The 20,727-nt window shown below is 35.6% G+C and carries 24 protein-coding genes; 22 read left to right on the top strand and 2 right to left on the bottom strand.

Features of this window, described 5'->3' with window-relative positions; all coding sequences use genetic code 11:
- Positions 1 to 81 precede the first annotated feature (81 nt).
- From AC3EMB_RS15200 to AC3EMB_RS15165, 8 genes are all read left to right on the top strand, one after another.
- On the top strand, positions 82 to 516 hold the full coding sequence (locus AC3EMB_RS15200) for a ferritin-like domain-containing protein (RefSeq protein ID WP_000282830.1): 435 nt from the start codon (positions 82 to 84) through the stop codon (positions 514 to 516).
- 210 nt (positions 517 to 726) lie between these two features.
- Positions 727 to 1,194, top strand: coding sequence for a DUF2691 family protein (locus tag AC3EMB_RS15195; RefSeq protein WP_098127579.1), 468 nt, complete (start codon positions 727 to 729; stop codon positions 1,192 to 1,194).
- A gap of 23 nt (positions 1,195 to 1,217) precedes the next feature.
- The gene (locus tag AC3EMB_RS15190) at positions 1,218 to 1,733 is read left to right on the top strand and encodes a GNAT family N-acetyltransferase (RefSeq protein ID WP_459244870.1); all 516 of its coding nucleotides are present in this window, start codon (positions 1,218 to 1,220) and stop codon (positions 1,731 to 1,733) included.
- A complete protein-coding gene (locus AC3EMB_RS15185; protein ID WP_488517105.1) occupies positions 1,734 to 2,612 on the top strand; it encodes an aminoglycoside phosphotransferase family protein in 879 nt (292 codons plus the stop codon).
- Between the two features lie 111 nt (positions 2,613 to 2,723).
- Positions 2,724 to 4,052, top strand: coding sequence for a YjiH family protein (locus tag AC3EMB_RS15180; protein ID WP_089171359.1), 1,329 nt, complete (start codon positions 2,724 to 2,726; stop codon positions 4,050 to 4,052).
- Positions 4,053 to 4,272: 220 nt separating this feature from the next.
- Positions 4,273 to 4,860 (top strand): GNAT family N-acetyltransferase, encoded by a 588-nt coding sequence (locus tag AC3EMB_RS15175; protein ID WP_089171358.1) that lies wholly within the window; start codon positions 4,273 to 4,275, stop codon positions 4,858 to 4,860.
- Positions 4,861 to 5,189: 329 nt separating this feature from the next.
- Positions 5,190 to 5,822 (top strand): YdcF family protein, encoded by a 633-nt coding sequence (locus AC3EMB_RS15170; protein ID WP_000662218.1) that lies wholly within the window; start codon positions 5,190 to 5,192, stop codon positions 5,820 to 5,822.
- 154 nt (positions 5,823 to 5,976) lie between these two features.
- On the top strand, positions 5,977 to 7,125 hold the full coding sequence (locus tag AC3EMB_RS15165; RefSeq protein ID WP_095690621.1) for an acyl-CoA dehydrogenase family protein: 1,149 nt from the start codon (positions 5,977 to 5,979) through the stop codon (positions 7,123 to 7,125).
- A 215-nt stretch (positions 7,126 to 7,340) separates the two neighbouring features.
- On the opposite strand, the gene AC3EMB_RS15160 is transcribed toward AC3EMB_RS15165, so the two are convergent.
- Positions 7,341 to 7,811 carry a DinB family protein gene (locus AC3EMB_RS15160; protein WP_000991272.1) on the bottom strand — a complete coding sequence of 157 codons (471 nt, stop codon included), beginning with the start codon at positions 7,809 to 7,811 and terminating at the stop codon, positions 7,341 to 7,343.
- Positions 7,812 to 7,880: 69 nt separating this feature from the next.
- Here AC3EMB_RS15160 and AC3EMB_RS15155 point away from each other — a divergent pair, with 69 nt between their 5' ends.
- The 14 genes from AC3EMB_RS15155 (at position 7,881) to lepB (AC3EMB_RS15090) (ending at position 19,955) form a co-directional block, all read left to right on the top strand.
- Entirely contained in the window at positions 7,881 to 8,588 is a 708-nt protein-coding gene (locus AC3EMB_RS15155; RefSeq protein ID WP_001103806.1) for an ArsR/SmtB family transcription factor, read from the top strand.
- A gap of 198 nt (positions 8,589 to 8,786) precedes the next feature.
- The gene (locus AC3EMB_RS15150; protein WP_000895119.1) at positions 8,787 to 9,464 is read left to right on the top strand and encodes a copper homeostasis protein CutC; all 678 of its coding nucleotides are present in this window, start codon (positions 8,787 to 8,789) and stop codon (positions 9,462 to 9,464) included.
- A gap of 23 nt (positions 9,465 to 9,487) precedes the next feature.
- Positions 9,488 to 10,039, top strand: a complete 552-nt coding sequence (gene lepB / locus AC3EMB_RS15145) for a signal peptidase I (protein WP_000662490.1) — start codon at positions 9,488 to 9,490, stop codon at positions 10,037 to 10,039.
- Positions 10,040 to 10,194: 155 nt separating this feature from the next.
- Positions 10,195 to 10,947, top strand: a complete 753-nt coding sequence (locus AC3EMB_RS15140) for an IclR family transcriptional regulator (protein ID WP_182813481.1) — start codon at positions 10,195 to 10,197, stop codon at positions 10,945 to 10,947.
- A gap of 14 nt (positions 10,948 to 10,961) precedes the next feature.
- Positions 10,962 to 11,675 carry a 5-oxoprolinase subunit PxpB gene (pxpB, locus tag AC3EMB_RS15135; protein WP_000672267.1) on the top strand — a complete coding sequence of 238 codons (714 nt, stop codon included), beginning with the start codon at positions 10,962 to 10,964 and terminating at the stop codon, positions 11,673 to 11,675.
- Positions 11,666 to 12,655 (top strand): 5-oxoprolinase subunit C family protein, encoded by a 990-nt coding sequence (locus tag AC3EMB_RS15130; RefSeq protein ID WP_053564100.1) that lies wholly within the window; start codon positions 11,666 to 11,668, stop codon positions 12,653 to 12,655. Before pxpB ends, AC3EMB_RS15130 begins: the two co-directional genes overlap by 10 nt.
- An 18-nt stretch (positions 12,656 to 12,673) precedes the next feature.
- Positions 12,674 to 13,435 (top strand): 5-oxoprolinase subunit PxpA, encoded by a 762-nt coding sequence (gene pxpA, locus AC3EMB_RS15125; RefSeq protein ID WP_095690625.1) that lies wholly within the window; start codon positions 12,674 to 12,676, stop codon positions 13,433 to 13,435.
- Between the two features lie 21 nt (positions 13,436 to 13,456).
- Entirely contained in the window at positions 13,457 to 14,152 is a 696-nt protein-coding gene (locus AC3EMB_RS15120) for a DUF969 domain-containing protein (protein ID WP_095690626.1), read from the top strand.
- Between the two features lies 1 nt (position 14,153).
- Positions 14,154 to 15,116, top strand: coding sequence for a DUF979 domain-containing protein (locus AC3EMB_RS15115; RefSeq protein WP_001021658.1), 963 nt, complete (start codon positions 14,154 to 14,156; stop codon positions 15,114 to 15,116).
- Positions 15,117 to 15,131: 15 nt separating this feature from the next.
- Complete coding sequence (gene pcp, locus AC3EMB_RS15110; protein WP_095690627.1) at positions 15,132 to 15,779, top strand: pyroglutamyl-peptidase I; 648 nt, start codon at positions 15,132 to 15,134, stop codon at positions 15,777 to 15,779.
- Positions 15,780 to 15,947: 168 nt separating this feature from the next.
- Positions 15,948 to 16,142 (top strand): hypothetical protein, encoded by a 195-nt coding sequence (locus tag AC3EMB_RS15105; RefSeq protein ID WP_073515524.1) that lies wholly within the window; start codon positions 15,948 to 15,950, stop codon positions 16,140 to 16,142.
- Between the two features lie 89 nt (positions 16,143 to 16,231).
- Complete coding sequence (locus AC3EMB_RS15100) at positions 16,232 to 16,957, top strand: NAD-dependent protein deacylase (RefSeq protein WP_141241024.1); 726 nt, start codon at positions 16,232 to 16,234, stop codon at positions 16,955 to 16,957.
- A 241-nt stretch (positions 16,958 to 17,198) separates the two neighbouring features.
- Positions 17,199 to 19,352, top strand: coding sequence for a peptidoglycan D,D-transpeptidase FtsI family protein (locus AC3EMB_RS15095; protein WP_488517104.1), 2,154 nt, complete (start codon positions 17,199 to 17,201; stop codon positions 19,350 to 19,352).
- 81 nt (positions 19,353 to 19,433) lie between these two features.
- Positions 19,434 to 19,955 (top strand): signal peptidase I, encoded by a 522-nt coding sequence (gene lepB, locus AC3EMB_RS15090; RefSeq protein WP_340783417.1) that lies wholly within the window; start codon positions 19,434 to 19,436, stop codon positions 19,953 to 19,955.
- A 34-nt stretch (positions 19,956 to 19,989) separates the two neighbouring features.
- On the opposite strand, the gene AC3EMB_RS15085 is transcribed toward lepB (AC3EMB_RS15090), so the two are convergent.
- The gene (locus AC3EMB_RS15085) at positions 19,990 to 20,613 is read right to left on the bottom strand and encodes a cephalosporin hydroxylase family protein (RefSeq protein ID WP_340785013.1); all 624 of its coding nucleotides are present in this window, start codon (positions 20,611 to 20,613) and stop codon (positions 19,990 to 19,992) included.
- Between the last annotated feature and the right edge of the window lie 114 nt (positions 20,614 to 20,727).

Raw genomic sequence — 20,727 nt, 5'->3', positions numbered from 1 at the left:
TCTAAAGCTGTCCTGTTATATACACAGGCTCCTACTATTTCTAAATGCATAAAATGTTAAGCGAAAGTATGGAGGGATACGATGTATAATTCGAATTATTATGATTGGTATAGGCAGAATGATAAGTTGATTAGTGATATTGAAAAAGCTATAAATGGAGAGTATAGCGCTATAAGCTGCTATGCAAAATTAGCGAATATGGCTCCAAATCAAGTAGAACAAAAACAAATTCTTGAAATCCGTAATGATGAAATAAAGCATTTCCACAACTTTGTACAAATTTATACGAATTTAACTGGTAGGCAGCCAAAACCACAAATTACTGAAGACTGCCCAAATACGTATTTACAAGGATTAGAGTTCGCTATACAAGATGAACAAAAAACAGTAGATTTTTATTTGGAAATTTCAGATGAGACATCGGATGCACATCTGAAAGAGTTGTTACGGAGAATAGCTGCGGATGAACAAAATCATGCAGTATGGTTTTTATATTATTTCGTGAAGTCGAAGTGAGCATTAAGAATGAACGAATGATGTGGTGCATATATTAAAAAATATTTTAAAACGTAGTCCAACAATTGAATGAAATATTTAAATGTAAGCAAAAGGAAACCGTTTCGCTAGTAGTGGAGCGGTTTTTTATGATGTACATATGTATCGACAAAATATAGTAATTACATTTCATATATAATGTATGAAAATGAAGAAGTTAGGAGCAAGCATATGAAAAGAGGGATTACAGTAGATATTCTAGATGGATATGATAATTTACTTTGGAAAGTGTTAAAGCCAATTGATATTACTGCATTTGATTGGCAATCCATGGGAAGGGAGGAAGCTTATATAATAGTAGGGAATGAATTAGGTCCAGAATTATTTTCAGAAGATAACGAGATCATGGCAGGTTCAGCTTTAAAAAAGCTAATAAAAGACAACATATATTATCTTTTATTTGTAGACTTAAAAGCATATCCAAAAGGGGAAGTACTAGGAGAAATTGAAACATATGAAGAATTTAAGGAGAGTAAGTGTGAAGTAGTCGTATTAGTAGCGGATGGTGATTACATACAAATTTATGTGAAAAACCAAGAAGAGATTGAAATGATGTATGAAAACGCACGGAATCAAGGATTGTATGTAGAATATATTACAGATGAAAATGATGGAAGGACTCGTATGTCAGTATGGTAGTAATGTGAAAGGGGAACAGCAATATGGAGAGAAATCTAAGTAAAGAATATACAATTCGAATTGCTACCGAAAATGAGAGTGATAGTATTAAAACTCTATTAAAAGAGGTAGCACAATGGCTACAATATAAAGAAGTGGATCAGTGGCAGTATCTTTTAGGAGAGGAAGCTACGGCTGAAATACTAGAATGTATAAGAGAGAAATATACATATGTTGTTCTGAAAGAAGATGAAATAGTTGGTACGGTTACAGTTTCTCCTAAACAAAATGAATGGGATGAACATATTTTTGGTAAAGAGGAAGTTTCTAATTCATTATATATTCATAGATTTGCGGTGAAACGGAAGTATAAGTGGAACGGAATTGGAGAATGGATTTTACAGTGGATAGAAGAGAATGTACAACATGACAAAGAGTATTTGAAGTTAGATTGCGTGGGGCATAATCGTACGTTGAATGATTTTTATAAGAAAAATGAGTTTGAATATGTTGGAAGTACGGATGGGCTTAGTAAGTTTCAAAAGAAAAGGAGAATGTGAATGCATCCAATTAACGTAAGTTTAGTTGAAAAGTTAATACAGGAACAGTTTCCTGAATGGGCCCATTTAGAAGTGAAACCTGTAAAGTTTAGTGGTCATGATAATAGAACATTTCATCTAGGGGATGAGATGAGTGTAAGATTGCCAAGTGATGTGGCATATGCACCGCAAGTAGAGAAAGAAAATAAGTGGTTACCACTATTAAGTAAGGGGCTTTCTTTACCGATTTCTACCCCACTTGCGAAAGGAAATCCGTCTGAAGCGTATCCATTGCCTTGGTCTATTAATAAGTGGATAGAGGGAGAAACAGTTACGAAACAAAACGTTCGTGATTTAAATGAATTTGCAGCGGACTTAGGATCTTTTTTAGTAAAATTGCAATCTATTAATGCGAGTAAAGGCCCTTTAGCTGGACCGCATAATTTTTACCGGGGCGGACTTATATCGGTATATGATGAAGAGGCGAGAGTTGCTATTGAAAATAATAAGGATGTTTTTGACGAGGCATTATTAAAGCACCTTTGGAATTTAGCACTTAGTTCAATATGGGACCGTAAGCCAGTTTGGATTCATGGAGATGTAGCACCGGGGAATTTACTCGTTAAAGATGGAAAACTTTGTGCTGTAATTGATTTTGGTATTTTAGGCGTAGGAGATCCTGCTTGTGATGCAGCGATGGCTTGGACGTTTTTTGATGAAAATAGTAGAAATGTATTTAAAGAAGTATTACGCATGGATGAAGAAACGTGGAATAGAGCGAGAGGATGGGCACTTTGGAAGGTGTTAATTACATATGACGCGAATAGGGATAGTAATGAGAAGGTGGCAGAAGAATCTTATCGTGTCATTCAAGTGATTGTGGATGATTATAAAGGGTAATAGAAAAGCCTATTTTAAAATAGGCTTTTTCATATGATTAAATAGTAGAAATGGAAAGAAGGAATACAACATTATTATACAGAATATTTAGATAATAGGAGGTGTCGAATTTTGAGTGAAATTGAATTAAAGAGTAATGTAATTAAGACAGGGCGAGAGAAGGGGATTATTCTTCGGTTTATACTTGCTAGTCTCGTTGGGGTGTTTATGTTTTTCGTTCCTGTTACGATAAACGGTGAATCGTCTATTATGATTGATCATATCGTATCGTGGATTAGGGCTTCAGTTCCAGGCGTAGTACCTTATTATGCATTATTTGTTATGGCGATTGGTGCGATTTATCCATTTTATACGAAGAAATGGAATGCATCTATCGTAGACATTTGTTTTTCTATTTTAAAAGTAGTTGGCGTTGTTTTCGGCATATTATATTGTTTAAAAGTAGGACCAGCTTGGTTCTTTGCGCCAGATGTTGGGCCGTTTTTGTATGAGAAGCTAGTCATATCAGTAAGTTTGCTCGTTCCAATTGGCTCGGCGTTTTTAGCGTTATTAGTCGGATATGGATTGCTTGAATTTATCGGTACATTTTGTCGTCCGATTATGAGGCCATTATGGAATACGCCTGGGAGATCGGCGATTGATGCAGTTGCGTCCTTCGTTGGAAGTTATTCGCTTGCCCTTCTTATTACGAACCGCGTGTATAAAGAAGGAAAGTATACGACAAAAGAAGCGGCGATTATCGCTACAGGATTTTCTACAGTATCCGCTACATTTATGATCATCATCGCAAAAACATTAGATATTATGCATTTATGGAATGTTTATTTTTGGACTACGCTTGTTGTAACATTCATCGTGACTGCTATCACCGTAAGAATCCCGCCCCTCAGTAGAAAACCAGATACATATGTAACAGAAGAAGGGTTCCCAGAGCCTGTTTATAAAGAGAAAATGTTAGAACGTGCTTGGGAAGATGCGTTAGAAGTATCAAAGTCTGCACCGAGCATTATGAAAAATATTGCAGTGAATTTAAAAGATGGATTTATTATGACGATGGGAATTTTACCATCCATTATGTCAGTAGGATTAATTGGTATCGTCTTAGCGAAGTTCACGCCAATATTTGATTGGATCAGTTATATTTTCTATCCATTTACATGGCTATTACAATTACCGGAAGCAGACTTAGCTGCTAAAGCCGCATCAGTTGGTATTGCAGAAATGTTTTTACCGTCATTATTAGTAGTAAGTGCACCACTCGTGACAAAGTTTGTTATTGCAGTTGTTTCCGTATCATCTATTTTGTTTTTCTCCGCTTCCATTCCTTGTATATTATCAACAGATATTCCGTTAAAAGTATCTGAACTTATTATTCTGTATGTGCAGAGAACGATTTTAACGTTGCTTATCATTACGCCGATTGCTTATTTGTTGCTTTGAACTATAATGTAAGTTCTAAATATATGGCGTTTACTAACTTGTGTAAATAAATATTTATCTTAAAATCGTAGGTAGTGCGAAATTATAAGTGCGATGCTTGAATAAAGGCATCGCATTTTTTATTTTTAGATGTACTATATATTTATGGTGTGAATTTATTTTATATATTAATAAAACGATGTTAATGATATGTTATAGTAACAACAAAGGGGGCTTAAAAATGGAAATTATTCACGAAAGAGCAAAGTTGCGGTTAATGGATAATACTGATGTCGAAACTTTGTTTTCGATTGTAGAAGGAAATCGGGATATTTGGGCGTATTTAATCTCTAAAATGGATAGTGTGCAAGATATGCAACAATACGTTCAAAAAGCGATAAAGGGTTACGGAAGAGGTACTCAAATACCTTTCGTAGTCGTAGATCAACAGACGAATAAGATTGTAGGAAGTACACGTTTATATAATATTTCAGTAGAAGATAAGACAGTTGAGTTAGGGCAAACGTGGTATCATCCGAGTGTGCAACGTACGAGTATAAATACAGAGTGTAAGTATATGCTTCTTCAGTATGCTTTTGAAAAATTGCATATGCTGAGAGTGCAAATTAAGACGGATGCAAGAAATGAAAAAGCACAACGAGCAATTGAAAGGTTAGGCGCAGTAAAAGAGGGTGTGCTTAGAAATGAAAGAAAATTACCGAATGGTTATGTGAGAGATGCGGTGGTGTACAGTATTATCTCGAGTGAATGGCCAGGCGTAAAAGAGAAAATGTTAGAAAAATCAGAGTTGTATAAAGAAAAGTTATAATTCGTGTTTTGAAAGGTATATTGTTCGTGAGGCATGAAAAATATACCTTTTTTCTTACAAAATGCTACTTTATTTTAATTCCTTTTGTTTCATCGTTCCCTTCTGAGAAAAAATTCGTTACAATGTAGTTGTATGGTAATAAACTTATGAATTTAAAAAATGTAATGAAAACCGCAAATGAAAATGAATTGATAATCCTCAATTTTAAATGAAAACCCTTTTATACATAAATAACAAGTAAAGTTCCTTCTTTTAAATAAACTCAAACAAAACGATTTGATATAAATGTTTTTTATAGAAGTATGGATGATGTACGGAGGCAATTACAAATGAAAGAAAATAAGAAGAGTAAGAAAAGACGAATCTTTCAAGTATTTTTACTAATGATTTGTTCTGCTATTTTATATGTAAGTTATGCAGCTTACGATATTTGGAGTTATCGTTTTAAAGCAAATGATGACGTGAAAACGGATGCTGGTATCGTACTAGGCGCAGCTTCATGGAACGGAAAACCATCTCCTGTATTTAAAGAAAGAATTAATCATGCGATTTCTTTATATAGGAACGGAAATATTAAAAAGATTATTTTTACAGGTGGTACAAAGTTCGAGGCAGAACTTGAGGAAGCACGTACTGCAAGAGTATATGCAATGAAACAAGGTGTAAAAGAGGAAGATATTTTAATTGAAACTAAATCCCTTTTCACTGAAGAAAATTTAAAAAATGCGAAGCAAGTTGGAATAGAGAACGGCATACAAACATACACGATTGTAAGTGATCCACTTCATATGAAACGCGCAATGAGAATCGCAAAACATATTAATATTGAAGCGTATGCTTCACCAACGCCGACATCAGCATATAAAACGTTAGATACAGAAATACCATTCTTCTTTAAAGAATTATTCTCGTATATTGGATATGTAACCTCTTTGCCGTTAAAAGCATTGAAGGGGGACTAATATAAGAAAAGGATCTATCCTTAAATAGGAACTTTTCTTATTAGTCAAAAACATTGTATTTTTATCGGAATAGTGAAACAATAGAGAGGTAGCTTCATATAATCATAATGACAAAATGAACGGTTTATGAATCGAGCATAAAGGAGATTATAGTATGGCACTCTCATTTGTTGAAACAGAAGAACAGTCTTTAATTATTGAGAAAATAAATAAATTGATTCCGAAGTTCATGGAAAGGGAGCATCAGCTAAGTGAATTAGGATCATTTCCGTATGAAAATATAAATGATTTGAAAGATATCGGATATACGAAATTAACGTTACCGAAGGAATTTGGTGGTAGTGCGATTTCTTTATATGACTTCGTTTTATTTCAAGAGAAAATCGCGGAAGGCTGCGGAGCTACTGCATTATCGATTGGCTGGCATCTTGGCATTGTGAAAGAGCTAGCGGAAAATCGCTCTTGGAATGATGAGATGTTCAAATGGTTTTGCGAAGAAGTAAGCAATGGTGCGCTTTTTAACAGGGCAGCAACAGAACCGAAAACAGGGAGTCCGACGCGTGGCGGCAAACCAGAAACAATAGCGGTTCAACAAGGCGAGAAGTGGGTTATAAATGGAAGAAAAACTTTTACAACGATGGCGCCAGTACTTGATTATTTTATTATTTCAGCAAGTATGGAAGGCCAAGAAGAAGTTGGTGAGTTTGTTATTCCAAGAAATACACTCGGTGTATCTATTGAAGAAACGTGGGATAGCGTTGCAATGCGAGGGACTGCTAGCCACGACCTTGTCTTACAAAATGTAGAGATAGACAACCGCTTTTTTACGGATGTAAAAGGCGGGAAAGTGAAACAAAAGGGTATTGGCTGGTTGCTACATATACCAGCATGTTATTTAGGAATCGCACAATCAGCAAGAAATTATGCAGTTCAATTTGCGGGATCATACAAGCCAAATAGTTTAAACCATTCTATTAGTTTATTACCGAATGTTAGAAAATTAGTTGGAGAATTAGAACTCGAGCTTATGCAAGCTCGCGTCTTTTTATATCAAATTGCGAAAAAATACGATGAGGCAGAAGATAAACTGTCACTGCAAGCAGAATTAGCGGCAGTGAAATACGCCGTAACAAATGCGGCGATATCCATAGTGGATAAATCAATGCGCATCGTAGGAGCAAAAAGTTTATCAGAAAAAAATCCGCTTCACCGTTACTATTTAAATGTCAGAGCAGGATTACACAATCCACCGATGGATGATGCAACATTGTCTATGCTGGCGGATGCGGCGTTTCGGTCGTGATTTTTGAAGTTTACATTTTATTGTTTATGGATATTATAGTTGTTTTGAAAGCACGGGTTTGATTAGTAATCAAACCCGTGCTTTTTATGTGTATGAAGTACTTAATGGAGATGTAGGTTTTTAATATAAATGATTATCATGGTGTTGTGATTGTTTCTTGTTGAAAAATTCTTATTGTAATGCCAGTTTGGAGGCTGTATAAACATTTTTCGTATTTAATCCCAAATTAAAGGTCTTTCCAAGTTAACCATTCGCAAATATTGTAAAAATTGACCCGCATGGACCGCATCATGATAGGCAATTCGTAATAGCATATCACCTAAATATCGTTGATAGCCAACATCACTTCTATCAATAAGTCTTGAATCTAGCTCGGCTATGCTTATGGATTGAACATATTCTATGAAGTCAGTAAAGTGTGATTGTGCCAATTCAATTTCTTTTTTTACACAAGTAATTGGCTCGTCATCATACGGGGTACGTATGTCGTTTATTGAACCGTTGTTTTTTATAATCATATGATAGTAAAAAGTTGAGCTCCATACGTGACGAATCATTTCACCAAAGGACATAGCCTCAGGATCAGGCTTCCAATTAAGAAAATTATCGGGAAGAGAATTCCATAATTTTTCTGAGCGTCTTCTCGTTTCTTTCAAATTTAATATACTAAGATCAATTGCATTCATAATACATTCTCCTTTACTATTAAACTTAAAATAATTGTATCAATTTAACAGTTAGGGTATCATCGAAATATGAATGTATATCCGAATATCTCATATATAGCTAAACTAATTGCTGAACCTACAAGAGCAATCATCTTAGATTGTCTAATGAATAATCAGGCACTACCTGCTAGTGAATTGGCTTATATGGCAAAAGTGTCACATCCAACAATTAGTTCGCATCTTTCTAAATTAGTAGAAGGGAATTTACTTACAGTTGAACAACATGGTAGACATCGTTACTATCGACTTGCTAATCAAGAAGTTGCAGAAGTGCTTGAAAAGTTAGGGACAATTGCACCAACAGTTCAAGTTCGCTCTTTAAAACAATCAAGCCAACTAAAACAAATTCGTTATGCTCGAACTTGTTATGATCATCTTGCAGGCAAACTCGGTGTAGAGATAACTGAAAAATTACTAGATAGGCAATTTATAATTTTAGAGGATGGAGAATACATTGTAACGGAACAAGGTAAGAAATGGTTTCTGAATTTTGGAATAAATGTTGATGAGGCAGATACAAAAAGGAGGGTATTTGCAAAACCTTGCCTTGATTGGAGTGAACGGCGTTACCATATTTCTGGTTGGTTAGGGTCTGCAATTGCAAAACTGCTTTTTGAACAGGGATGGATTACGAAAACGGATAAGAACCGAGCTGTCCATCTTACAAAGAAAGGTGTAAAGTTATTGGAAGATCAATTAGGCATTGATCTGAAAACTGAGGAAAGAAAAGCTTGAAATTAGAAAAATCCGTCAAAATGAAGGGCTTTTTTCATTATGGTAGGAGTGTACATGAATAATAGGATGTTACCAATAATCGTTGCCAATAAAAAATCTTTCTTTTCATTCTTCTTTTTTAAGTTTTAAAGGAGAAAGCTAGGCTTCTTATTTTTACTAATGTTATAATAAGAAAAAAGCACGAAAAGAGGTCATCTCATGCTAGAGGTTATTGCAACATGTTTAGAAGATGTAAAACGAATTGAAAGTGCTGGCGGGAAGCGGATTGAATTAATTTCATCTTATACAGAAGGTGGTTTAACACCGAGTTATGCTTTTATAAAAAAAGCGGTAGAAGTGGTAAGTATACCAATTCATGTTATGATTCGTCCGCATGCGAAGTCTTTTACATATACGGAAGAAGAAATTGAAATGATGAAAGAAGATATTATAGTTGCACAGAAGTTAGGAGCAGCTGGTGTAGTATTAGGCGTATTAAACGAACGAAATGAAGTGGATGAAGAGAAATTAGCGGATTTACTATCTGTTGTAGATGGAATAAATGTAACGTACCACCGTGCGATAGATGATATAAAAAATCCAGTAGAAGCGATGAGCACTTTAAAGAAGTTTCATAAAGTGACTCACGTTTTAACTTCAGGTGGACAAGGAAATATAGTAGAGAATATTCCGGTGCTTACAGAAATGCAAAAGGTAAGTGATGGTCAAATTCAGCTTGTAGCTGGAGCTGGCGTGACGAAAGAAAATATAAAGCGATTGCTAGATGAAACTGGAATCACGCAGGCGCATGTCGGTACAGCGGTAAGAGAAGGAAAATCATGTTTTTCTGAAATAGATCCTAATTTAGTACAAGAATTAGTTGAAATAATAAAATAAGTGCTTAAGAAAGAGGAGAAACGATGAAGGAAAATACGAAGAAAGAATTATTCTCTTGGGCTAAAACAATAGGGTTTACCCTTGTATTAATTGCTATTATTCGCGGTGTTTTATTTACACCTTCTTTAGTACAAGGTGAATCAATGATGCCCACTTTAGAAAATAACGAACGAGTTCTCGTGAATAAGATTGGTTATAGTATAAGTGGATTAGATCGCTTTGATATTATCGTCTTCCACGGAAAAGAAGGATACGATTTAGTAAAACGAGTAATTGGTTTGCCAGGCGATACAGTTGAGTATAAAAATGATGTTTTATATGTAAACGGAAAAGCGATGGAAGAACCATATTTAAAACAGTTTAAAGAAAAAGCAGTAGGCCGTGTATTAACTCCAGACTTTACGTTAGAACAAATCACAGGGAAAACGAAAGTGCCAGAAGGCCAAGTATTTGTTTTAGGGGATAATCGTGAAGTTTCTAAGGATGGTCGCATGTTTGGCTTTATTTCAGAAGATGAAATTGTCGGAAAAGGACAAGCTGTTTTCTGGCCGTTAAAACAAGTAAGAGCGTTATAAAGTGTGGTGAAGTATGGGAGAGATATTCTTCCATACTTTTTTATTTGCTTAAAATCTATTGATAGAATTGAAAGAATATTTTATAATTTTAAATTATATGTTTGTTTCGAAAAACGGAATTTAAGTTCCGTTTTTCGGAACGAAAGGGAGATAGAATGAGTATAAATAAAACGGCAGTTAAGACAATGGATATTTTAGAGTTGTTTTATGAGCATGAAGAGCTAAGTTTAACTGAGATGGTTCAGCTTACAAATATGCCGAAAACATCTGTTTATCGTTTAATTGGCTCGTTAGAAGAGATGGAGTTTTTACAAAAAAACGAAAAGGGGAAATATCGTTTAGGGGTCGTATTTTTACGGTTCGGTCAACTTGTTTCACAACGATTATCAGTAAGGAATATAGCAATTCCTTATATGAAAGAGCTTAGAGATAGTTTAGGACAGGCAGTTAATTTAATAATTCAAGATGGTAATGACGCAATTTATGTTGAAAAGATGGAAGGTGTTCAGCCAGTACGCGTGTATACGGCGGTTGGAAGAAGAGCACCGCTTTATGCTGGTGCATGTCCGAGAATTTTACTATCGTATTTTTCTGAGGAAGAGAAACGGAGATACATAGAGGAAGTGGATTTAAAACAGTTTGCAGATGGAACAATTGTGGATAAGGAACAATTGCTAGAAGTGTTGCAAATGGCAAAAAAGGAAGGCTACACAATTAGTTATTCTGAGTTAGAAAATCATACAGCCGCAATAGCAGCGCCCATTTACGCAAGTGATGGAACGGTTGTAGCAGGTATGAGTATTTCGGGATTAGCAATTGAGTACAGCGAAAATAACATTTCATATTTTATCGCTAAGGTGAAAGAAACAGCACATCGCATTTCGAAAGAACTCGGCTTTTTGGCATAGAAAGAGGGAGTAGGATGAAATTTTCTGCGTTAGGGGATCAAGCAATTATTGTTACATTTGGTGAAGAAATTAAGATGGATATATATGAGAAAGTACAGCGGTTATTTCAAGCACTGCAGCAACATCCGTTTGCAGGAATGATTGAGTGCGTTCCGTCGTTTACTTCATTAGCTGTTTACTACAATGTATACGAAGTATGGAAGAGAAATGAGAGAAGTGAAAGGTCATATGATTACGTTCGCCAGTATATAAAGGAGCTGTGTGATTCTTATAAAGAAGAAGTAAAACAGGATGTGAAACATATTTCTATACCAGTGTGCTACGGGGGAGAATATGGACCTGATTTAGAAGAGGTTGCACATTATAAAGGTTTACAAGTAGAAGATGTGATTCGAATACATAGTGAAACTACATATTTTGTATATATGTTAGGTTTTACACCAGGGTTCCCGTATTTAGGAGGACTATCAAAAGAATTAGAAACACCTAGAAAAGAAATACCGCGGTTACAAATCTCACCTGGTTCGGTAGGAATCGGCGGAAATCAAACAGGTATTTATCCACTTGAAACACCGGGTGGATGGAATATTATTGGTCGAACACCAATCTCCTTATTTAATCCGGAAGAAGAAACACCAACCTTTATTCAAAGCGGTATGTATTTACGATTTATCCCAATAACGAAGGAAGAGTACGTATCACTTGAGGGGGCTAAAGAATGGATGTAGAGGTTTTGCATGCAGGAATGTTTACAACAGTCCAAGATTTAGGGCGATCTCATTATCAACAATACGGTGTACCAGTTGGCGGGACTATGGATCAAAGTGCACTTCGGATGATCAATATGTTAGTTGGTAATGAGGAGAATGAAGCGGGACTCGAAATGACGATTATGGGACCTAAATTGTTAATAAAGAAAACGACTTTACTTGCGATTGGCGGAGCAGATATGGAACCGTTATTGAATGGAGAACGTATCCCGTTATGGCGTCCCATTTTAGCGGAAGAAGGTAGTATGCTTTGTTTTGGAAAAGTGAAAAGTGGTTGCAGAGCGTATGTAACTTTTGCGGGTGGTATACATATTGAGCGTACAATGGGAAGCAAAAGTACGTACATACGTGCTGCGATTGGTGGTATAGAAGGAAGAATGCTGAAAAAGGGTGACTACTTCCAAATTGGTGCACAACCAGAAATGGCGAGTCGTTTCATTCTAGACTTACAAAAAGATGCGAGAATAAAAACGAAATGGGCAATTAGCAACAGCGTACTACCAAAGTATAAGAAACATCCAAAGCTTCGTGTCATAACTGACTTTGAATATGATCAATTTACAGAAGAAAGTAGAAAGGCATTTTTTACGAAAGAGTATAAGGTATCTAATTATGCTGACCGTATGGGCTATAGGGTTGAGGGAGAAGTTTTAAATAGGAATGAAGAAAAAGAGATTTTATCGAGTCCTGTTACATTTGGAACCATTCAAGTTCCTAATGGTGGACAGCCGATTATATTAATGGCAGATAGGCAAACGACAGGTGGCTATCCGAGAATGGGAAATATCATTTCAGTAGATTTACCTCTTCTTGCCCAGCTAAAGCCGGGGGACTATGTTTCTTTTGAGAAAATTACGCTTGAAGAAGCGGAACAATTGTACATAGAACAAGAAGTAAATATGAATTTATTAAAGAAATTCATCGCTTTACGAAGCTGAAATTAGGAGGAATACATTATGACTACAATCGATTTAAACTGTGATTTAGGAGAAAGTTTTGGCGCTTATAAAATGGGGAATGATGATGAGATTCTTCCGTTCGTTTCCTCTATAAACGTTGCTTGCGGTTTTCATGCGGGTGATCCGTCTATTATGCGTCAAACTGTTGAAAAAGCTTTGGAGCATAACGTAGCAATAGGGGCGCATCCTGGATTTCCTGATTTAATTGGATTTGGTAGAAGAAACATGAATGTTTCAGCAAGTGAAGTATACGATTATGTTCTATATCAAACAGGCGCATTAGACGCATTTGTGAAAGCGGCAGGCGGGAAAATGCAGCATGTAAAGCCGCACGGTGCCTTATATAATATGGCGGCGTCTAATCAGGAAATTGCAGATGCAATTGCAAAGGCAATTTATCATATAAATCCAAGTCTATTACTTTATGGATTAGCAAATAGCGAGGCGTTTATACAGGCTGCAGAAAAATACAAAGTAACTCTTGTACAAGAGGCTTTTGCGGATCGTACATATAAGCAAGATGGTACATTAACGAGCCGTACAGAAGAAAATGCGCTTATAAAAGATGAAGACGAAGCGATAAAGCAAGTACTTCAAATGGTGAAAGAAGGCCATGTAAATGCGGTCAATGGAGAGAAAGTAGCAGTTCAGGCGCAAACGATTTGTTTACACGGTGATGGGGAAAAAGCAGTGCAATTTGCAGAAAGAATATACAGAACATTCAAACTTAATAATATTTCTATTTGTGCACCGAAATAAAAAATAGGGGGAAGTGCTGGGATGATTAAATTAATCGGAATACTACTTGTTGCAGTGGGCTTTTTATTTAGATTAAATACACTTTTAGTAGTTATGGTTGCAGGTATTGTTACTGGTATGGTTTCAGGATTAAGTTTTTATGATGTGATCAGCATGTTCGGTAAATTTTTCATAGAAAATAGATATATGTCTATGCCAATTATATTAACTTTACCGGTAATCGGAATTTTAGAGCGTTACGGTTTAAAAGAAAGAGCAGAAGCACTTATAACGAAATCAAAAGGAGCAACAACTGGAAGAGTATTAATGTCATATTTTACGATAAGAGAATCATCAGCAGCACTAGGGCTTAATATTGGTGGGCATGCGCAAACAGTAAGGCCGCTCGTTGCACCGATGGCAGAAGGGGCCGCGCAAGGTAAATATGGTAAACTTCCTGAAAAATTAAGAGAAAAGATTAAAGCAAACGCAGCAGCTGCTGAAAATACAGCTTGGTTTTTCGGAGAAGATATTTTCATCGCAACTGGAGCTATTTTATTAATGAAAGGATTCTTCGATTCAGTAGGTATGCATGTCGGAGTATGGGATATGGCACTTTGGGGCATTCCGACAGCAATATCTGCACTTATTGTAAGCTGGATTAGATTTAGAAAGTTTGATAAATATATAGAGAAAACAATGAAGGCAGAAGGAAAAGAAGAGAAGGAGGCAATTTAATATGAACATCATCACAATGGATACAATCTATTATGTATTAGGGATAATCGTTGCTTTTATCGCTGTTCGTATCGCATTCGATCGTGAACATCCAAACAGATTCGGTTCTAGTTTATTTTGGGCATTGTTTGCAGTTACATTTTTATTCGGAAATGTAATTCCTTCGTTTTACGTTGGCTGTATAGTGCTCGCTATGGTCGTTTTAGCTTCACTAAATAAAGTAACAAAATCAGAGGAAAAAGAAGTTCCAGTACAAGAACGTGTGAAACATGCTGAGAAATTAAAAAATAAAATTTTTATGCCTGCACTATTAATTCCTATTTTTACAATTATCGGTACGTTGACGTTAGGGAAAATTAAATGGGGAAATGTCTCTCTTGTTGATCCAGATAAAGTAACATTAGTTGCATTAGCGCTTGGTGCATTACTCGCATTCGTTGCGGCGATGCGTATTACAAAATCAAAAATAACAACGCCTGTACAAGAAGGAAGCAGACTATTACAAGCTGTCGGCTGGGCTGTTATTTTGCCACAAATGTTAGCAGCACTTGGCGGTATATTCGCGAAGTCTGGCGTTGGACAAGTTGTTTCAGACTTAGTTGGACAAGTGCTACCGACAGAGTATCCGTTCGTTGCTGTTATGGCGTACTGTTTAGGCATGATGCTATTTACAGTCGTAATGGGAAATGCATTCGCAGCGTTTGCTGTTATTACTGGCGGAATTGGCTTACCTTTAATAGTTCAAATGCACGGCGGAAACCCAGCAATTATGGCAGCACTCGGTATGTTTGCTGGATATTGCGGAACGCTGCTTACTCCAATGGCAGCAAACTTTAATATCGTTCCGGCAATGCTTTTAGAGCTAAAAGATAAGAATGCAGTTATTAAAGCGCAAGTACCAATTGCTCTTTCCATCTTTATTATCAATATGTTTATTATGTACGGCCTTGTATATCGTTTCTAATTAGGAGGGAAAACTATGAAAACAGTATTATTAACAGGGTTCGACCCGTTCGGCGGAGAAAGCATCAATCCAGCTTGGGAAGTCGCAAAAAGTTTGCATGAAAAAACAATCGGAGAATACAAGATTATTAGTAAACAAGTACCAACTGTATTTCATAAATCAATACAAGTTTTAAAAGAATATATAGAAGAACTAACACCGGAAATAATTATATGTATCGGACAAGCTGGGGGCAGACCAGATATTACGGTAGAGCGTGTCGCAATTAATATTGATGATGCAAGAATTGCTGACAATGAAGGGAATCAGCCAGTAGATGTGCCGGTTATAGAAGAAGGACCGGCTGCTTATTGGTCTACACTTCCGATGAAAGCAATTGTAAAAAGACTTCACGAAGAAGGGATACCAGCTTCCGTTTCACAAACAGCAGGTACATTCGTTTGTAATCATTTATTCTACGGTCTCATGCATGAACTAGAGAAACAGGATAAGAAAATAAAAGCCGGATTTATTCATATTCCGTTCCTACCAGAGCAAGCGAGTAACTATCCAGGCCAACCGAGTATGTCACTTTCTACTATTCGTAAAGGGATAGAATTGGCAGTTGAGATAACGACGACGGTTGAGGTGGATATTGTGGAAGTTGGGGGTACGACACATTAAGTAAGATGTTGGGGTAGTACCGAAGTGCGTATGTAGTTGTTATTTTTGTTTGAAGGAAAGATGTATCGTTAGGTTGATAATAATAGGATACATTGCACATTTTAAACTCTCCCATTTTCATGTATAATTATTATAAAAATCGGAATTTTTAAAAATGAGGTGGGTATCTTGAAAAGTTTTGGTATGTTAGTAATCTCTACCGTGCTTTCAGCGGGCCTATTATATTATAATGCTCAATCCTTTTATAATAGGTTTGCCTCTGGAAATACATATTATTGGGTAAACGGTATCCTAGCAGTAATCTTCTTTGTATTCCTTTACAAAAATGCAAAAGATATCATCAAGAAAAACTATATAAAATAAGGAAGTTTAAAGAGTTCTTTATACAAAGACAACACCTCCTGTAAACAACTGGTATAATAAGTATAGGAAAATACATAGAGGTGATTTTTGTGCAATTTGAAGAAGTACGTTCAATTTTAGAAAAAGCGAAGAAAATTACAGTGTTAACAGGTGCTGGTGCAAGTACGGAAAGTGGTATCCCAGATTTCCGTTCAGCAAATGGATTGTATGCCGATGCGAATGTGGAAATGTATTTATCAAGGGGATATTATAATAGGAGTCCGAAAGAATTTTGGAAGCATTATAAAGAAATCTTTCAAATTAATACGTTTCATCAATATAAACCAAATCACGGCCATCGCTTTTTAGCTGAATTAGAAGAACAAGGGAAAGATATTACGATTTTAACGCAAAATATTGACGGTTTACATCAATTAGGCGGTAGTAAGCATGTCATTGATTTACATGGAACACTTCAAACAGCACATTGTCCGAAGTGTAAAGCGGGATATGATTTGCAGTATATGATTGATCATGAAGTGCCTCGCTGCGAGAAGTGTAATTTCATTTTAAATCCAGACGTTGTTTTATATGGAGATACATTGCCGCAATATCAAAATGCGATAACACGTTTATATGAAACAGATGTATTTATCGTTATGGGAACGTCATTAAAAGTGCAACCCGTCGCTTCATTCCCGCAAATCGCAAAGAGGGAAATAGGGGCAACGACAATTTTAGTAAATGAAGAGTTAACAGGGCAAGAATATAACTTTGATTTTGTTTTTCAAAATAAGATTGGTGAGTTTGTTGAAGGGTTATCGTCGGTTAAATAAGTTATTATTTTTATGAAAAACTGAGGTGTATAGAGAACACCTCAGTTTTTTGTTTGAATAAAATTCATGTTATGACTTATGAAGGGGAATGGTAATAAATAGGTTATAAAATTAAAAAACTGAAAATTAAATCTTTTATTTCTTTAGTAATTAATATAAAATTCTATATATATCATATAAATAAATTTGATACATAATGATTTTGCGTAGAAATGTTAATAGAATGAAGCGAGGGAGCGAAATGAGACAGAAAAAGGAGCAGAAAAAACAATCGAAAAAGAAAAAGACTCATATTCCATTTCGGTTAAATGTACTATTTTTTATTGTCTTTCTTTTATTTTCAGCTATTATAATTCAATTAGGTAAAGTACAAATCATTGATGGAGAAACGTATAGAAATGAAGTAAACAAAAAGGAAGATGTAACGGTAAGTACTCCCGTTCCTAGAGGGAAAATGTTTGATCGACAAGGTCACGTTATTGTAAATAATAAACCATTACGAACCGTTACATATACGAAAATGAGAGGAGTGGACTCAAAAGAAGTTTTACAAGTAGCAAAAGATTTAGCTAAGCTAATTGAAATGTCGCAAGAGGACATGGATAAGTTAACAGAGACAGATAAAAAAGATTTTTGGATGCAGTTAAATGAAAAGCGGGCAGCAGCGAAAGTAACGAAAGAAGATGAGAGTAAATTTAGAAAGCAAGAAATAGAAGGAAAAGAGTTAGATAAAAAAGTAGAAGAACTGCGCCGGGAAAGAATTACACAAGAAGAATTAAATGAGCTTTCAAAGGAAGATATAGAAGTATTAGTAATTAAAAGCAAAATGAATGCGGGATATAAAATGACTCCGCAAATCGTTAAAAAAGACGTAAGTGAAAATGAATATGCTGTCGTTAGTGAAAGGTTGGCAAGTTTACCGGGAGTGGATACAACAGTAGATTGGGAACGTGAATACCCAAATGATAAAATACTGCGCTCTATACTAGGTAGCGTTTCTAATGAAAATGAAGGGTTGCCAAGAGAACAATTAGATTATTATTTAGTTCGTGATTATAATCGAAACGACCGTATTGGTAAAAGTTACATCGAAAAACAATACGAAGATGCACTACATGGAACGAAAGAACAGTCTAAAAATATTATGGATAAAGCAGGGAAGATTGTTCGAACAGAAAAAGTGACTGAAGGAAAAAGTGGAAATAACTTGATGTTAACAGTCGATATGGATTTACAGAAAAGAGTAGAGGGAAGCCTTGAAAAGAATTTACGAGCCTTTCATGCTGCAGAGCCGATGATGGATCGTGCGTTCGTAGTAATGATGAATCCGAAAAACGGTCAAATTTTATCAATGGCAGGAAAGAAAATTGTAAATAAAGATGGTGGTATGCAAATAGAAGATTATGCATTAGGAACGATGACAAGTTCTTATGAGTTAGGGTCAACTGTAAAAGGGGCTACTTTATTAACTGGATATCAAACAGAAGCGATTAAGCCGTATACACACTTCTTTGATGCGCCAATGTATTTTAAAGGAAGTTCTAAGCCGAAGAAATCGTGGAAAGAATTTGGGGATATTGATGATTTAAGAGCTTTGCAAGTGTCATCGAACGTTTATATGTTTAATACAGCTTTAAAAATTGCAGGCATTAATTATGTTCCAAACAATCCATTAGATATTAAACAAGAAACATTTAATAAAATGCGCTACTATTTTAGACAATTTGGCCTAGGTGTGTCGACTGGTATTGACCTGCCAAATGAATCAATCGGTCAAATAGGTAGAACTGATAACATACCCGGATTTTTACTTGATTACGCGATTGGACAGTATGATACATATACGCCGCTTCAGCTTGCGCAATATATTTCAACCATTGCAAATGGCGGTTACCGAATGAAACCACAAATTGTACAAGAAGTTAGAGAGCAACCGAATAGACCAGAGGATGCAGGAAAAGTTGTTCGGTCGATTGAACCAGTTGTATTAAATAGAGTGGATATGGAAACTTCGTACATTAATCATGTAAAAGAAGGATTTAGAAGAGTTTTTCAAGAAGCTGACGGAACCGGAACCGGAACATTTAAAGGTCTACCATATAAACCAGCGGGAAAAACAGGAACAGCTGAGACAATATATGGTGGAGAAAGTGATATTGGAAGAGATGAGAACAACAACCGAAAAAAATGTTATAATTTAACTCTTGCCGGTTATGCACCATATGATGCGGATCCGGAAGTAGCTTTTTCAGTTGTTGTACCATGGGTGAATGATGATAAATCAGGAATTAATTCTGCGATTGGTAAAGAGATTTTGGATGCGTATTTTGAATTAAAAACAAATAGATCAAATACAAATTCAATTCCAGTAGAACAACCGAACAAGGCACAGTAAAAATAGTATCACTGCATGGAAACATATTGTGCAGTGATATATTTTTTGAGTTAAAAAGCGCTTTATAAGGTGGGAATGGATATGAAAAAGGAGATTAAGAGAGGCTGGGGAAAGTACATACTATTTATATTGGTGATAGTCATAGGCTACCATTCTTTTACTTTATGTAAGGTGGAAGGGGAATCGATGCAGCCGACTTTATATGAAGAAGACTACGTATTTGTAAATAAAGCGGTAGTACGTCTTTCTAATTTACAACACGGAGAAATTGTCATTATAAAAGAAGAGGATGAATCGAAATATTATGTGAAACGTGTAATAGGGCTTCCTGGTGATGTAATTAACATAACGAACGGAAAGGTATATGTGAACGATCAAAAGCAAGAAGAACCATATACGAACAAAGATTTATTTAACAACACACAAGTGTTTTATAACTTTCAAAAGACAAAAATTCCACCAAATAAGTTATTTGTAATGGGAGATAACCGCGAAGTAAGTAGAGATAGTCGCAATGGCTTAGGATATATTAAAGAAGATAACATAATTGGCAAGGTGGAATTCGTATATTATCCTTTTTCAAAAATGAAAATGATAGAATAAGTGGGGGATGAGCAAAACCCCACTTATTAAAGTTTCACTTTATTTTCTTTAAAAAACCTTTTGGATTAAATGATATGAAAAATTTATGTTTAGACTCGTCGATTATGAAGTTATTGTTTTTAGTTAAAAACTCTTCCACAGCTTCCATTGGGCCAGGACCCCAATCGGGAAGAAGCGGATTTCCGTTAATGGAGGTATCTTCTACAATTATATAACTGCCAGTAGTGAAGATAGATTTATATAGCAAGAGTTCTTTTGAAACATGCTCTTTACTATGATCAGAATCTAAAATAACTAAAATCACATCATCAGGTTTGCGCATACTTACTATTGTTTGGATGGCCTGCACAGAAACAGAAGATGCTGTTAAATACGTAATCCGATTATGTGATGGCCGATTTGGCTGCGGAGTTATATCGATAGTAAGTACGTGACCTTTTCCAATTAAATCTAACATAGAAGCTAAATACAGTGCACTACCACCGTGAAAAGTCCCGCATTCAATAATTAAATCGGGCTTTAATTCATAAATGATTTCTTGATACACAAAGAGATCAGAGGGAAGTTTACAGATTGGAACTCCGAACCAGTGTGTATCGTTTAACCACACGATGCCGTTGTAATATTGGTTTAAAAATTCATTACTTATATTATCGATTTTAAATTCTCCTTTCTAAAAAGGATTCTCTCGTTTGACGTAAAGTGTTTACGCATGAAAGTTGTACTATATATTATGTAGTAAGGAATTATAAGGCGAGTGTTTTTAATTGAA

This window comes from Bacillus sp. LQ16, from assembly GCF_057784645.1.
This window is presented reverse-complemented; position numbering and strand designations above follow the sequence as displayed.